Source organism: Streptosporangium sp. NPDC003464 (genome assembly GCF_053588315.1).
This window is the reverse complement of the sequence record NZ_JBSFPS010000124.1, coordinates 1-14,598: the sequence shown is the minus strand read 5'-3', so window position 1 is coordinate 14,598 and position 14,598 is coordinate 1. Positions and strand designations below refer to the sequence as shown.

Here is a 14,598-nt window from a genome sequence, read left to right as displayed (position 1 = left end):
CCGATACCGGTAACGAGAGCCTGCTGATCCTGGTACTGCCGGTACCTGGCAGCCGGTCCGGCCGTCGGCCAGCATGGGGGAGTGACCATGACCCACCCGCGTGCCCGCCGTGCCGAGCTGGCCTCCTTCCTGCGCAGCCGCCGTGACCGCCTCACCCCGGCCGAGGTGGGGCTGCCACCGGGGCTGCGCCGCCGCACCCCGGGCCTGCGGCGTGAGGAGGTCGCCCTGCTCGCCGGGGTGGGCGTCACCTGGTACACCTGGCTGGAGCAGGGGAGGCCGATCAACGCCAGTGTGCAGGTGCTCGACGCGATCTCCCGGACGCTCCGGCTGGACGACGCCGAGCGCGAGCACCTCTACCGGCTCGCCGACGTGCCGGGCGTGTCCGTCTCCGACGCCGGAGCCGCGCTGGAACCCGAGACCCAGATCATCCTCGACCAGCTCGCCCCGATACCCGCCGCCGTCTACAACGGCCGCTACGACCTGCTGGCCTGGAACCGCGCCTACGCCGCGCTGTTCCCGTCCATGACGGCGCAGTCTCCCGCCACCCGCAACGCGCTCTGGCAGCTCTTCGTCACCAAGCAGTGCTGCACCCCGGTGGTCAACCGGGAGGAGGAACTGCCGCAGATGGTCGCCACGCTCCGCGCGGGCTTCGGTCGGCACCTGCGGGAGCCCGCCTGGACCGGCTTCGTCCGGCGGCTGTCGGCCGCCAGCCCGGAGTTCGCGGCCATGTGGGCCACCCACGACGTGGCCAGGCCGGGGAACCGGATGAAGATCTTCCAGCACTCCGCGGTCGGGCTGGTGCGCACGGTCTCGACGAGCCTGGCGCTGCCGTCGCCGCCGGAGACGCGGATGGTGGTCTACACGCCGATGGACGAGGAGAGCCGCGAGCGCATGGTCTGGGTCACCGCGCACCCGGAGATCGAGCCGGTGCCGGCCCACACCCACTGACCGGCGCGCCCGTCGCGCAGGCACCTGGCCCGCGGGGCGTCCGTTCGAACAGCAGGCTCGGAGGCCCGGCGATCGCCCGCGCGCACCCGGCGGGCGGGGCGTCCGGGGCTCCGGACGGCGCCCGCCCGCACCGGTCCCCGGCGGGGCGGCTCAGTGGGCGGCCACCCGGTGCTTGGCGAGATGGGCCAGCACGGCCTGGTTGGCCTCCCACCCGTCGGGAAACTTCACCGGCACGCCGAGCTGGACCGGCTCGGCCGACGGGTGGGCGTCCAGCAGCTCGGGGATGCCCGCCCTGGCGACCACGACGCAGGCGTGCCGGTGGCGGGAGGTGAGCACGCACAGCCGCCCCGACTCCAGGTGGAAGGCCGTGGCGTCGCGGCGGCCGGAGAGGGGGTGGAGCACGATCGTCACGTCGTACTCGCGCCCCTGGAGGCGGTTGGCGGTGTCCACCGTGATCTCCTCCGGCACCCCGGCCGCGCGGATCGCGGCGACCTGGTCGCGGTGGGCGGCGCCGATGGCGATCCGGTCGGCCGTGACACGGTGGCTGCCGCGCTCGGAGTGGGCGACCGGCGCCCGCTGCAGCAGCCGTACGGCCAGCACCGCCACCGCCTGCACCGCCTCGGCGTCGGTGCGCACGGTGTGGCGGCTCGGCAGCTCGTACAGCGCCCAGCCCGAGGCCGCCGCCTCCTCCAGCGCGCGGTCGTAGGAGGTGCGCATGCCGTTGACGGTGAGCTCCAGCGACCGGTCCGCGTGCCCGGTCCCGGCCCGGAACCCGGTGAACGGGTAGAACGCCTCGGAGACCACCGGGGCCGCCGAGGCGGGCAGCCGCCAGGAGACGGGCAGCCGGTGCACCGGCAGGTCGGGATTGTGCCGCAGCAGCACCGAGACCGCGCTCTGCACCGGATCCCACGACAGACCCGCCCAGCGGTCGCCGTCGACGATCGAGAACGGGTCGAGCTGGCCCGGGTCGCCCACGAACAGCGACCGCTCGAACAGCGAGGCGATGCGCAGCAGCTTGTCCGAGCGCATCTGGTACGCCTCGTCCACGATCGCCCAGGGCCAGGTCCGGTCGCCGATCCAGGCCCACTTGTCGGCGGTGGCGACCACCACGGCCGGGTCGCCCAGGTCGGGCAGCTTGCCGGCGACCGAGACGTTGGTGTGGGCGAGGACGCGGCCCGGGGTGACGTAGCCGCCGGCCGACAGGCGGCCGATGGTGAGGTCGGGGTGCTCGGTGGCGAGCCGTTCCACCAGGTCGTCGACCTGCTCGTTGGTCTGGGCGACGATCATCAGCGGCTCGCCGGTCTCGGCGATGTGCCCGGCGGCCCTGACCACCAGGGTGGACTTGCCCGCCCCGGGAGGGGAGTCGACCACCACACCCCGGTTGCGGGGCAGGTCCGCCAGGACCGCCTCGACGACGGCCGCCGCCTCCTGCTGGGGCGTCATGCCGCGCCCGCCTGCTGACCGTTCACGACCATTCCTCCTGCGCGTCGTCGTCGCTGGGCACGTACTCCTCCGGCGGGCCGCCGTGGGTCCACGGCGTCCGCTCGGGGTCGGGGAGCGCCGCCGAAGTCTGGAAGTCGTCGGTCAGCGAGGTGTAGGAGACCCGCTCACCCGGCTCGGGCACCGCGCCGGGTGCGGGCGTCCTGCCCCGGCCCATCCCCTTGGTGATCTTCAGAGTGATCTCGTCGCCGGCGATCTCGACGATCTCGGCGGCGTGGCCGCGCCGGTCGGGGCTGCCGACCGTGGCGCCGGGGGCCAGCCGTACCGGGTCGTCGGTCCGGACCGTGATCAGCGGCCGCAGCTTGCGCGAGCGGCCCTCGCCCTCGGTGTGCTCGGGGTCCGCGCCCGTCACCGTCCCGGCGAACGCCTCACCGGTCAGCCGGTATTCGGCCATGATCAGCGGGTCGTCGTAGGCCCGCTGCACGTCGTAGCTCGCCCGGGCCCGCTCCAGCCCCGCCAGCCGTGCCGCGGCGCCGACCGCGCCGTCCCTGCGCGCCTGCGGCGGCCCGCCTTCGGCCAGCCGCTCGACGAACCTGGTGAACGAGCCGCGGTCGGCGTCCCAGCGGTCCTTCACCCGCCCGCCCTCGGGCAGCGCGCGCAGCAGGCCGGCCGCCTGCCACATCAGCCGCCAGGTCGGTTCGAGCTGGGTCCGCAGCGCCTGGGTCAGGCGCTCCACGGCATGGTCGGTCGGAGCCTCCTCGTAGGCCCGCACGGCGGGGCCGAGCACCTCGTTGTCGAAGCCCGGGTCGGTGGCGGGGCCGGCCGGCGGCCAGAGCAGCGGGTCCTCGGCCTCCTCGGCGGCCCGCCGGCCGCTCATCCCCGGAGGAGGGGCGATCCATCCCAGCAGCGCCGCCAGATTGGCGTCCTCCAGGCCGCTCTGCCCGGTCGCCCAGTGCATGCTCAGCGCCTCGGTGGCCACCAGCAGCAGGCAGGAGCCCGGCTGCCGCGACCGGTCGGCGAAGTAGGTCAGCCACCGCCCCAGCAGCGGCACCGACGGATGCACCGGATAGGGCCCGTCGGCCCTGCGGAAGCGGGTGGAGCGGCCCAGCAGCCCGGTGAAGGCGGCCGCCGGCCGGTTGGGCACCAGGAGCTGCGGCGCGTCCAGGCACCGCTCGTACGGCTCCCCGCCCTTCCTCTCGACCGTCTCGGTGGTCTTCTCGAACCCCTCGACGTACGGCAGGAGCACCTCGGCCAGCTCGGCGGCGAAGGCGAAGCGCAGGTCCCGGTTGCGGGGCTGGGGGACCACCAGCAGCCGGGGGTGGTCCGGATCGGTGCCCACCATGGCGGCCAGCGGCGCGGCGGCCTCGCCGGCGAGCTTGAGCGGGATGAACACCATCGGGTGCGGGGCGATGTGGCAGTGCCGGACCGTGGTGATCGGCTGGGCGGCCCCGTCCCGGATGGCGCGCAGCCGCGCCAGCGCCGTCAGCGTGCTCACGTCGCCTCCTCCGTCGGCTCCGCGAGCGCTGCGCTGCTGTGCTTGTAGGTTCGCCCGCTCACGCCGCCTCCTCCGCCGGCCCGGTGGGCGTTGCGCTGCTGTGCTTGTAGGTTCGCCCGCTCACGCCGCCTCCTCCGCCGACCCGGTGGGCGCCGTGCCCGCCGGGCCGCTCGCTCCGCCGGCTCATCGCAGGCACTCCTCGCGCAGGCGCTCCGCCAGGCGGAGCAGGCGGGCGATCTCCTCCTGGCCCTCGGCGGGCTCGACGGTGCCCTCGGCCAGGCCCAGTGCCTCCGTCATGCCGCAGACTCCGCCGAGCTGGTCGCGGATCTGCCGGCCGAGCAGATCGGTGGAGCCGCTGCCGCGGGCCTCGTCGCGGCAGAACATGCACATGTCGCAGGTGGACAGGCAGTCGGGCGCGTAGCGGGCGGGCACCCGGGCCAGGGCCTGGGCCAGCTCCTCCGCCGAGCGGGTGGGCACGCCGTCCCCGTCGGGGGCCAGGTCGAAGGTGACCCCCGGGGGGAGCCCTTCGAGCAGGCGGTCGACCCTGGTCATCCGGGCGAGCTGCCGTTTGAGGACGGCGAGCTGCTTGCGCACGTCCACCAGCGTCGCGGTCGGCCGGTTGGCGAAGTTCTCCGGGCAGACGAGCACCACGTCGTGGGAGACGCGCTCGGGATCGTGCCCGAGGTCGGCCAGGAGCGTGCGCATCGCCAGCACGTAGACCGCGGCCTGCCTGGCCGCCGCCGCGACCTTCTCGGGCTCGGCCTGGCCGTCGATCACGCTGAACGACTTGATCTCCACGATGTGGAAGCGCCCGCCGACCTGGAAGGCCACCACGTCGGGCTCCAGGTAGGAGGTGTGTCCGGCGATCTCCAGGCTGAACAGCGGATGGTCGTAGAAGACCGCCGTGTCGCCGTGCTCGCGAGCCGCCCGGTCGACCAGTGTCCGGGTGTGGGAGTGGCGCAGGTGGGAGCCGACGCTCTCCACGTCCTGGTAGCCGACCTGGGCGACGGGCAGGCCGAGCAGCTCGCGCAGGAGCCGCAGCAGCTCGGCGCAGCCGTTCTCCTTCACCAGCGACTCGAACACGTTCCCGCGGGTGATCGCGAACTGGGACTGGCCGAAGGGGGCCGGGAAGCCGAGGTGCCGGGCCGTGCGGTCCTTGTCCACCCCGGCGGCGTCCATCAGCGCCCGGCGGGCGCAGCCCGGGTTGGCGGCCAGAGCCGCGATGGCCCGGGCGTCGTGCGCGCGGGGCGGCACCGGCCCGCGCAGCTCGTCCAGCCGGTTCACCGGCCACCCCCGGTGCCGCCGGCGCGTGCCGTGTCCCGGCCGCCGATCAGCCGGCCGGGGCACGTGGCGCGCCCCGCCCGGCCGGCGGGCGTCTCCGGTGGACCGGCCGTCCACGCCGTGTTCCGCCTGTCCATCAACAGGCCCCTCTCAAGTTGCTCATCGCGGCGGCGCCGAACAGGCGCTCCACGTCCGGTAGTTGCCTGCTCGCCCGCGCCGCCACCTCGGCCCGGTGCGCGGCGTCGGCCGCCCGGTGCACCTCCAGCTCGGCCCGGGCCGCGCGGAGCGCGGTCACGGGGTCGGCCTGGACGGGGCCCTCGACGGCACCGGGGATGTTGTGCGCCATCCGCGACAGCAGCCGCAGCGCCCCCGGCGGCGGCTCGGCCAGCCGGGCGAGGTGCTCGGCGATGCGCATGGTCGAGGTGAGGAAGTCGACACGGGGGCTCAGCGGTCCCAGCACCCGCAGCTCGGGCGCCCAGGTGCTGTCGGCGAGCAGCCCGCGCGCGGGGGAGAGGCGGTCGGTCAGCGCGGCGCACAGGTAGTAGGGCCGGGCGTAGGGGTCGCTGCGGAAGGAGCGCTCCTCGTCCCTGCGCAGGCTGGTCAGCTGGGGGCCGCGCAGCGCGCCGGAGAAGAACGCGTCGTTCACCGCCACGATCAGCTTGGCCGCGGTGGGCACGCCGAGCAGGGCCAGTGCCTGGTGCACCTGCTCCCGGATCGGCAGCAGCGAGGTCTCGGGCTCGGGGGGCGGCGGCACGGGCTCCTCGGCGCCGACCGCCGCGTCCCACGCCTGTTCGGCCCGGCGGAGGTCACCGCGCAGCGACCGGGCGAGCGAGTTCTCCTTCGCCTTGACCGCCCGCCGCACCTCGGCGCGGAGCTCGGCTATCCGCCGTTCCAGCGCGTCCAGTGATTCACTCACGGCCCGGAGCGTAACAGGAGTTCCACCAGTCTCCCTGGAATTCCAGCGAATCTCCCTTGAGTTCCAGCGAATTCCAGTATTAAAGTGCAGGCCATGGCACGGTAATACTGGGCCGAAAGGGGGCATTTGGTGCGCAACCTATCGGAAGGTCGGGCCGTCCACCTGCTGGACGTGGAGAACCTCGTGGGAAACGCGCGCCCCGCCACCAGAGACGTCCAGGCCATGATGGACCGCTACCGCGAACGCGTCCCCATCGGGGGGATGGACCAATACGTCGTCGCGGTCAACCACGGCGCCATGCTCCCCGTCGGCCTGGCCCTGGCCGGGATCCAGCTCCTGGTCCGCTCCGGCCCGGACGGGGCCGACGCGGCGCTGGGCGAGGTGATCCGCCTCGACCACCTCGCCGACCGGTTCGAGCGCGTGGTCATCGGCTCCGGCGACGGCGTCTTCGCCGAGTCCGCCGACTGGCTGTCCGGCCGGGGCGTCCTGGTCGTGGTGGTCTCCCGCCCGGGGGCCCTCAACCGCCGCCTGCGCCGTACGGCGGGCCAGGTCATCCCGCTGGACCTGGCCGCCTGACCGCCGGTGGTGCCCGGCGGGCACGCCGCCGGGTGGGACCGGCCCGTCCCGGCGGCCCACGGGCAGGCCCGCCCACCGGCCTCCGCGTCCGCCGGACACGCCGTCCCGATCTTCTTCGCGCCGTTCTTCCCCTTTTCCCCGACACCGGCACGTTTTCCCCGACACCGGCCCGCCGCTCCGGCGGGGGCGAGATGTGAGTATCTCCCTACTCAGCGTGTTCCCGGCGAGATCCTTGTTTGTCATGCTGTGGCCATCACTTCTCTGGAACGGAGAGAACGGTGAATCTCGGCCTCAGAAGACTGCTCCCCGTCTTCGTCGCCCTGACGCTGGTGTGCGGCTGCGGCAACAGCGTGCTGGACGGTTCCCCGGATGACGGCGGGCAAGGTCAGGCGCAGGAGGAGAAGACGGCGGGAGGTGGGGACGACCCGCACTACGGGCCGCTCGACCTGCCGGCGGGCAACACCGCAGTCAACAGCGGTCCCGGCGGCATCTACGACCTCCTGCTGGAAAAGGACTGTTCCGGCGCCCGCGCGCAGCTCGACGAGCGTCAGAGCGACCCCGCGTACGCGATCGACGACAAGAACACGGTCCTCCTGCTCCGCGTCGGCATCGCGCTGTGCGAGGGCAGGGGCGCGGCCGCCAAGAAGGCGTTCGCCGGCGCCGTCAGGACGGACGCGCCTCAGTTCATGTGCTTCCTCTACGTGGCGGAGGCGAGCCTCATCCGGCGGAAGCCCAAGTCCTCCTTCGCCGCCTGCCCGCCCGACGTTTCCGACAGCCCGCCGCCGGCGGACCAGGAGGAAACGGACGATCCGCCCCCGACGGACCAGGGAGAAACCGACGATCCCCCGCCGGTGGACCAGGGAGACGGCGACAACCCGCCGCCCGGCGACCCCACCTCTCCCGACGGCACGTCCTCGGCTCCGGCCGGCGAGCCCACGGGAGAGACCGGTTGACCACACCCGCAGAACCGACGCCGCCGGGGCCGTCAGAACCGGCGCCGGCGGAACCGGCACCGGTGGACCCGGTATCGGCGGACCCGGCGCAGCCAGAACCGGCACAGTCAGAACCGGCACCGGCGGAACCGGCGCAGCCAGAACCGGTGCAGTCAGAACCGGTGCAGTCAGAACCGGCACCGGCGCTTCCGCCGGTGCCGGCGGAACCCGCGGAGGGGCTGCAGGCCGTGGCGGGGAACTCCACCCTGCTGCAGTGGGTCTCGGCCATCCTCGCGAACGCGACGGTCGTCACCGCGCTGCTGGTCTATTTCGGCTGGGAACGCAGCGACGTGATGGCGCGCAGGCTCGGCATCAACGAGAGCATCCTCGGCATGTCCACCAGCGACTACGTGCTGCGCAGCGTCCGCCCGGTCCTGGTGCTCCTCCTGATCGTCGGAGCGGCCGGCTTCGCGTGGCTGTATCTCGACCACTGGCTCACCCGGGTTCTGCGCGCGCCGAACAGGCTCACCACCTACGTCCTGCGGACGCTGTCGCTGGCCTGGCTGGTGCTGCCCGCCCTCGTCTGGCTGCTCGGGTACATCCCCGCGTGGCGCGCGTCCGTCTATGTCGCTTTCCCGTTCAGCATCGGCGCGGGTGTTCTGCTGGCGTACTACACCGCTCATGTCCGCGCCTCACTCCCCGGCGGCGCGCCGCCCGCCCGCGAGACGGCGCTGCGTGCCTTCGTCGCGCTCAGCGTCGGCTTCTCCCTGTTCTGGGGCACTTCCCACTACGCGACGGTTCTCGGCAACACCCTGGCTGACGGAGTCAGGCCCGGCGCCCTCACCAAGGTGACCGTCTACAGCCCGCAGCGGCTCCACCTGACCGCTCCAGGAGTCGTCGAAACACCCCTCCAGGACGACAGAAGCACCTACCGGTACCGGTACACGGGCCTGCGTCTCCTGGACCACACCGGCGGACGCTACTTCCTCATCTCCGACGCCTGGACGCGCACCACGGGTGTCGTCGTCGTTCTCGCCGACAAGGACCCCGTCCGCATGGAGTTCGCCCACGCCTGAGCTCCGCGCATCGCCGGTGGCAGGCGCCCGGACGGCGGCTGCCACCGGCACGACGGGACCGGGTCCTCAGGCCCCGATCTCCGAGCGGTCACCGGACCAGAGGGTGTGGAAGGAGCCCTCCCGGTCCACCCGCTGGTAGGTGTGCGCGCCGAAGAAGTCCCGCTGCCCCTGGATCAGGGCCGCGGGCAGGCGCTCGGCCCGCAGGGAGTCGTAGTAGGCCAGCGCGGTCGAGAAACCGGGCGCCGGGATGCCCAGCTCCGCCGCCTTCGCCACCACCCGCCGCCAGGACTCCTGGGCCAGGCCCAGGGCCTCGGCGAACAGGGGGGCGGTCAGCAGGGTCACCGGCGGGGTCTCCTGCTCGTAGGCCTCGCGGATGCGGTCGAGGAAGACCGCCCGGATGATGCAGCCACCCCGCCAGATCGTGGCCAGCGCGCCCGGGTCGACGTCCCAGCCGTACTCCGCGCTGCCCGCCCTGATCTGGTCGAACCCCTGCGCGTACGCGATGATCTTCGACGCGTACAGCGCCCGCCGCACGTCCTCCGCGAAACCCTCGCCGACCGGCCCGGCCGGCGCCCCCGAGGGGCCGGGCAGGCCGCGCGCGGCCTGCCGCAGCTCCGCGTGACCGGAGACCGAGCGGGCGAACACCGCCTCGGCGATGCCGCTCACCGGGACCCCCAGGTCCAGCGCGATCTGGACGGTCCACCGGCCGGTGCCCTTCTGCTCGGCCCGGTCGGCGATGACGTCCACGAGCGGCCTGCCGGTGGCGGCGTCGACCTGCCTGAGGACCTCGGCGGTGATCTCGATGAGGTAGGAGGACAGCTCCCCCTTGTTCCACTCCTCGAAGACGTCCGCCAGCTCCGCGGGGCTCAGGCCGAGCCCCTGCCTGAGCAGGTCGTAGGCCTCGGCGATGAGCTGCATGTCGGCGTATTCGATACCGTTGTGCACCATCTTGACGAAATGTCCGGCGCCGTCGGGGCCGATGTGCGTGCAGCAGGGCACGCCGTCCACCTTCGCGGCGATGTCCTCCAGGAGCGGGCCCAGCGCCTCGTAGGACTCCCGGGAGCCGCCCGGCATGATGCTCGGTCCCAGCAGCGCGCCCTCCTCGCCGCCGGACACCCCGGCCCCGACGAAGTGGATGCCCCGCTCGCGCAGCGCCGCCTCCCGCCGGCGGGTGTCGAGGAAGTGCGCGTTCCCGCCGTCCACGAGCATGTCGCCCGGCTCCAGCAGGGGGGCGAACTCCTCGATCACCGCGTCGGTCGGCGCGCCGGCCTTGACCATGATGATGATGCGCCGAGGGCGTTCAAGCGCCGCGACGAACTCCTCCGGAGTCTCGCAGGCGACGAACGCGCCCTCGTCCCCGTGCTCTTCGATCAGTGCCTTGGTCCTGGACTGCGACCTGTTGTGGACGGCTACCGTGTGCCCGTGCCTGGCCAGGTTGCGGGCGAGGTTCGCCCCCATTACCGCCAGCCCGGTCACGCCGATCTTTGCCTCAGCCATCGTCTGACACCCCCTTCGTGTCCAAGAATGTCAGCTTGTATCCAGAGATGGTCGTCGGCGGGGTGCGGTGGAGCCGTCTCGTCGGTTCAGAGGGAGAGCGGCCGCGGGGAGAGGGGAGAACTGCGAGAGAGCGAGGTGAGGGCGGCCCAGGCGGACACCGGGTCAGGGAGGTCAGGGACGGAAGGCCGACATCGGGTCAGGGAGGTCAGGGAGGGGAGGCGGACACCGGGTCAGGGACGGAAGAAGGTGCCGGGAGCCTCCGAACCCAGCACGCCTCCCAGGCAGCGGTAGGTCCGCACGCCCAGGCCGAACTGCTCCTTCGACGGCGGCAGGACCGCGCTCCGCCACTTGCCGGCGGGCGCGGCGGTGCGGGCGTCACCGTGCCGGGAGGCCAGCATCACCTGCGTCGCGCACACCTTCTTCACCGACGGGTGTTTCTCCAGAGCGGAGGTGTCGTAGGTGAGGGAGTCCGTCGGCAGGGGGGCGATCGCGAAGGTCTCCCAGGAATGGGACTCCTCGCAGCCGATCCGCTTGGCCGTCGAGTCGCCCGATATGCTGACGATCCCGCCCCAGCACTCGGCCTCCTTCACGCAGGCCGCCCGCGCGCCGGGCACCGCCGCGGCCGGGCAGCCGGCTGTGACCGTGGCGACCTGCCCGACCCCCTCCGTGCCGGCCGGTCGGCTGTCGGCGCCGGTCTGCTGACCGGCGGGCGGGTCCGGATCGCGGTTCTCCAGGAACATCAGCCCCACCCCGGCCAGCAGCAGGATCGTGAAGGCCGTGGCCACCGCGGCGAACACCCGGAAGTTCGACCCGCCGGTGGCCGCGCCGCCCACCGCGGCGGGGGCCTGGGTGTCCGTCACACCGCGCAGGCCCGGCGAGGTCAGGTGCGCGCGCACCGGCTCCCCGCCCCGCACGGGCTGGACGGCCGGCGCGCCGTACGGCGCGGGCGACCCGGTGAAAGGCCCCGAGTGCCCCGAGGCGAAAGGCCCCGAGCGCCCCGAAGGAGGAGTGGGGGAGGGGCCCACGGCGGGGCCGGCGGCGGAGGAGACGGAGGGCGGGGCGACCGGTCGGGGCGCCTGGGCACCGCGGTCCAGACGCAGGTCGGTGAGGGCGTCCCGCAGCGCCGCCACCGAGGGGATGCGCTGGGCCGGGTCGCTGGCCATGGCCTGCCGGAGCAGCGCGGTGAGCTCCAGCGGCACGCCCGGGATGTCCGGGACGGGCAGCCGGTGCAGGGCCATGATGACGGCTATGTTGGCCACGCCGTTCTCCGGGAACCTCGGCGGGCGGCCCGACAGCAGCGCGTAGAGCGTCGCGGCCAGGGAGTAGACGTCTCCGGCGGCGGCGGGCTCGCCCAGCTCGAACGCCTCGGGCGGGGCGTAGGCGGGGGTGAGCGACTCGCGGGTCACCGACGCCTCACCGCCCGCGGACGGCATGGTGGCCAGGCCGAAGTCGGAGAGCACCACGTTGCCGTACCGGTTGATCAGGATGTTGGCGGGCTTGATGTCGCGGTGCAGCACCCCTGCGGCATGCGCGGCCGCCAGCGCGTCCGCGATGCGGATGCCGATGTCGGCCACCTCGGCCGGCGCCAGCCGCCCCTCGGCCCGCATCCGGTCCAGCAGCGACCCGCCGGGGCACAGCTCCAGCACCATGTACGGCCGGCCGTCGGGCAGCACTCCGGCGTCGTAGACGTGGGCGACATGCGGATGCCCGGAGAGGGCGCCCGCCGAGGTGACCTCACGCATGAAGCGGCGCCTGTCCCGCTCCGAGACCAGCACCCGGTTGTCGACCTTGAGCGCGACCTCGCGGTCCACGGCCAGCTGCCGGGCCCGGTAGACGATCCCGAAACCACCTTGACCGAGGACGCCGGACACCTCGTAGCCCGGCACCGCCACGGCACTCGATCCGGCCACCCGTCACCTCCTGGAGATGACGGGCAGATTACCGGATCTTTGCCTTCATCCCGCTTGTATCCGCCCACCCGTGACCGCCCGGGGAAGGCCCGCGAACGCCGGGGAGGCCGCCGGGGAAGGAGGACGGGGGACGACCGTGACGGCCTGCTCCTGCCCGAGTTCGGCCAGGAGCGCGTCCCACCGGGCACCGACGGCGTTCAGGTCGTAGCCGGCGGCCGTGCGCACGGCGTTCGCGCCCAGCGTGCCGCGCAGTTCCCGGTCCTCGATCAGGCGGCAGACGGCCCCGGCCAGATCCTGGGCCTTCTTGGAGCGCACGAGCAGGCCGTCGTGCTCGTGGGTGATGATCTCGCGGGGGCCGTGCGGGCAGTCGAAGCTCACCACCGGAACGCCTTTGCTCATCGCCTCCAGGATCGTCATGCCGAACCCCTCGTAGCGGGAGCTGACCACGTAGACCGACGCCTTGGCCAGCTCCACACCGATCTCCGGGGAACTGCCCATGAGGAACACCTTGTCCTGCAGACCCGCGTCCTCGATCCTGGCGCGGAGCCTGGCCTCGGCCTTCGCCGCGCCGCGGCCGTAGATGCGCAGCACCCAGTCCGGATGCGCCGCCGCCACGTGTGCCCAGGCCCTGACCAGGCGGTCGAAGCCCTTGGCGTGCACCAGCCTGCCGATGGCGACGACGGCCTTCTCCTCCAGCGGTGAGACGTCACCGGCCAGGTCGGGCACGGCGTTGGGGATGCGCAGCAGCCGTCCCGGCGGATCGGCCCTCAGTGTCTTGGCGTACTGGCGCAGATCGGCTTCGGTGAGGGTGACGAAGGCGTCCAGCCTGCCGTACCGCCGCTTGACGAGCCGCCGGATCTCGGGGGAGTGGACGTCGAGAGCCACGTGCTCCTGGCCGACGGTCAGGACTCCCGGGGGCGCGAACAGCGCGGTGACCAGGTTGAACCCGGGCCGGGTGGAGATCACCACACCGGTGCGCATGGACCGTAGGAAACCGACCAGCCGCAGGTCGGTCCAGAGCGTGACCGAGCGGTAGACGTTCTCCTGCTCCGGGATCAGCACGCTCGGAAAGCGTGACAGCAGCCGGGGGATCCAGCCGCGGGGCCTGGTCCTGTCGTCCAGGAACGACACCCGCACGCCGGGCGGGATCGGGAAGAACGGCTCCTCCGCCGTCCGGATCATGCTGACGATCTCCACATCGCGCTCCCGCGCCAGGTATCCCGCGAGGTTGAGCACGGTCCGGATGGTGCCGCCCATCCCGTAGGCGTGCTGCAGCAGGATCCGGACCGTCCCCGTGTCCGGCGCGGGCGCGCGGCGGGCCCGTCTCTCGTTGACCTGCCTCAGCAGCCACAACGCCCCGCGTCTGGCTGCTCCGCGCACTGTCCCCGGCAGTTGTCTCCTCTGCCTCTGTCTCCCCTGTCTCCCCGTTGTCTCCGACAATTGAGATCCCCCTGCTCAACTGGTCTCCGGCCGTACGGCGCGCTGCCGGACGGAGCTCTCACCCTGCCCCGAAGCACGTGGGATATGCGTAAATGCGCCGTTATGGCGCTTCTAGTCCTGCCGGCGCACCAGTGGCCCTGTCCGCCCTCACGTCTCTCCGTCGGGCGAGACCTATGCTGTTTCCCTCTGAGAGGGGAAGAGACGGTGAGCGGACGGGATCCCGACAGGCGGCGAGCACTGCTGGACGCCGCGGACCGGGTGATCCGGCGGGAGGGGCCGGAGGCGTCGATGGCCTCGATCGCCGCCGAGGCCGGGATAACCAAGCCCATCCTCTACAGGCACTTCGGCGACAAGAGCGGGCTGTACCAGGCCCTGGCCAACCGTCACGTCCGCACCGTGGTCAGCCTGCTGCGCCCGGAGTTCGACCGGGACAGGACGGATCTGCGCAGCCGAGCCCGGTCGACCATCACCGCCTACCTCGACATGATCGCCGCCAACCTCAATCTCTACCGCTTCCTGTTCCACCGGGCCGGAGCAGAGGACAGCCGGACCCACTCCCAGATGACCGCCATCGTGCGTAGCCTCGGTGAGGAGCTCGGTGCCGTCATCGCGGCGGAGTCGGCGGTCCCCGACCCGGTCCGGGCCCAGGTGCTGGGACACGCCTTCGTCGGCATGGTCCAGGCCACCGGAGACTGGTGGCTGGAGCACCCCGAGGTGGACCGGGCCGAGGTCGTCGAGGGACTGGTCAGCGTGATCGTGGCGACGATGTCCGCCACGCTGCCCCGCTGACCTGCGGGACAGCGGCCTCCGCGGCGGGTGGACACGGTTGATTTGACGAGGTGGGGCGCGGTCCATAAAGTTCACCAAGCCCGAGAGAGTCGGCGGCAGCGCTGGGACCTCGGGGACCCTCCCTGATGAACTCCACTCATTGAGATCCTTATGTCTCGATGAGGCTCGATTCGACACGAACCGGGCAACGGAGTAAGTTAGAAGGGTTGCTCCGGAAACGGGGCGGCCGGAATTCCGGTAGGGCCAGCTAGATCAAGTCAAGTCGCTTCAAACGGGCGGGTTTGACACGGAAAAGCGG

General features: G+C 72.7%; 12 protein-coding genes. 5 read left to right on the top strand and 7 right to left on the bottom strand.

The window, feature by feature from the left end; translation table 11 throughout:
• Positions 1 to 87 precede the first annotated feature (87 nt).
• The gene (locus tag ACWDS7_RS25915; protein WP_451931386.1) at positions 88 to 948 is read left to right on the top strand and encodes a helix-turn-helix transcriptional regulator; all 861 of its coding nucleotides are present in this window, start codon (positions 88 to 90) and stop codon (positions 946 to 948) included.
• Positions 949 to 1,098: 150 nt separating this feature from the next.
• Here ACWDS7_RS25915 and ACWDS7_RS25910 read toward each other — a convergent pair whose 3' ends face one another.
• The 4 genes from ACWDS7_RS25910 to ACWDS7_RS25895 form a co-directional block, all read right to left on the bottom strand.
• A complete protein-coding gene (locus ACWDS7_RS25910) occupies positions 1,099 to 2,391 on the bottom strand; it encodes an AAA family ATPase (RefSeq protein WP_306874719.1) in 1,293 nt (430 codons plus the stop codon).
• Positions 2,392 to 2,413: 22 nt separating this feature from the next.
• Positions 2,414 to 3,883, bottom strand: a complete 1,470-nt coding sequence (locus tag ACWDS7_RS25905) for a hypothetical protein (RefSeq protein WP_451931385.1) — start codon at positions 3,881 to 3,883, stop codon at positions 2,414 to 2,416.
• Between the two features lie 183 nt (positions 3,884 to 4,066).
• Entirely contained in the window at positions 4,067 to 5,167 is a 1,101-nt protein-coding gene (locus tag ACWDS7_RS25900) for a hypothetical protein (RefSeq protein WP_451931384.1), read from the bottom strand.
• A gap of 133 nt (positions 5,168 to 5,300) precedes the next feature.
• Complete coding sequence (locus ACWDS7_RS25895) at positions 5,301 to 6,080, bottom strand: hypothetical protein (RefSeq protein ID WP_451931383.1); 780 nt, start codon at positions 6,078 to 6,080, stop codon at positions 5,301 to 5,303.
• Between the two features lie 129 nt (positions 6,081 to 6,209).
• Here ACWDS7_RS25895 and ACWDS7_RS25890 point away from each other — a divergent pair, with 129 nt between their 5' ends.
• The 3 genes from ACWDS7_RS25890 (at position 6,210) to ACWDS7_RS25880 (ending at position 8,664) form a co-directional block, all read left to right on the top strand.
• Positions 6,210 to 6,656, top strand: a complete 447-nt coding sequence (locus ACWDS7_RS25890) for a PIN domain-containing protein (protein ID WP_306874708.1) — start codon at positions 6,210 to 6,212, stop codon at positions 6,654 to 6,656.
• 278 nt (positions 6,657 to 6,934) lie between these two features.
• Positions 6,935 to 7,609 carry a hypothetical protein gene (locus tag ACWDS7_RS25885; protein ID WP_451931382.1) on the top strand — a complete coding sequence of 225 codons (675 nt, stop codon included), beginning with the start codon at positions 6,935 to 6,937 and terminating at the stop codon, positions 7,607 to 7,609.
• A gap of 194 nt (positions 7,610 to 7,803) precedes the next feature.
• Complete coding sequence (locus ACWDS7_RS25880) at positions 7,804 to 8,664, top strand: hypothetical protein (protein WP_451931381.1); 861 nt, start codon at positions 7,804 to 7,806, stop codon at positions 8,662 to 8,664.
• A 66-nt stretch (positions 8,665 to 8,730) separates the two neighbouring features.
• Here ACWDS7_RS25880 and gndA read toward each other — a convergent pair whose 3' ends face one another.
• The 3 genes from gndA to ACWDS7_RS25865 form a co-directional block, all read right to left on the bottom strand.
• Positions 8,731 to 10,161, bottom strand: coding sequence for an NADP-dependent phosphogluconate dehydrogenase (gndA, locus tag ACWDS7_RS25875; RefSeq protein ID WP_451931380.1), 1,431 nt, complete (start codon positions 10,159 to 10,161; stop codon positions 8,731 to 8,733).
• Between the two features lie 230 nt (positions 10,162 to 10,391).
• Positions 10,392 to 12,071 carry a protein kinase domain-containing protein gene (locus ACWDS7_RS25870; RefSeq protein WP_451931379.1) on the bottom strand — a complete coding sequence of 560 codons (1,680 nt, stop codon included), beginning with the start codon at positions 12,069 to 12,071 and terminating at the stop codon, positions 10,392 to 10,394.
• 45 nt (positions 12,072 to 12,116) lie between these two features.
• A complete protein-coding gene (locus tag ACWDS7_RS25865) occupies positions 12,117 to 13,424 on the bottom strand; it encodes a glycosyltransferase family 4 protein (RefSeq protein WP_451931378.1) in 1,308 nt (435 codons plus the stop codon).
• 291 nt (positions 13,425 to 13,715) lie between these two features.
• Between ACWDS7_RS25865 and ACWDS7_RS25860 the strand changes: the two genes are divergently transcribed.
• Complete coding sequence (locus tag ACWDS7_RS25860) at positions 13,716 to 14,300, top strand: TetR/AcrR family transcriptional regulator (RefSeq protein ID WP_451931377.1); 585 nt, start codon at positions 13,716 to 13,718, stop codon at positions 14,298 to 14,300.
• Positions 14,301 to 14,598 lie beyond the last annotated feature (298 nt).

Excerpts from the sequence above, each read along its gene's own strand:
- ACWDS7_RS25915 (WP_451931386.1), top strand. The coding sequence starts at position 88 with ATGACCCACCCGCGTGCCCGCCGTGCCGAGCTGGCCTCCTTCCTGCGC.
- ACWDS7_RS25910 (WP_306874719.1), bottom strand. The coding sequence starts at position 2,391 with ATGACGCCCCAGCAGGAGGCGGCGGCCGTCGTCGAGGCGGTCCTGGCG.
- gndA (WP_451931380.1), bottom strand. The coding sequence starts at position 10,161 with ATGGCTGAGGCAAAGATCGGCGTGACCGGGCTGGCGGTAATGGGGGCG.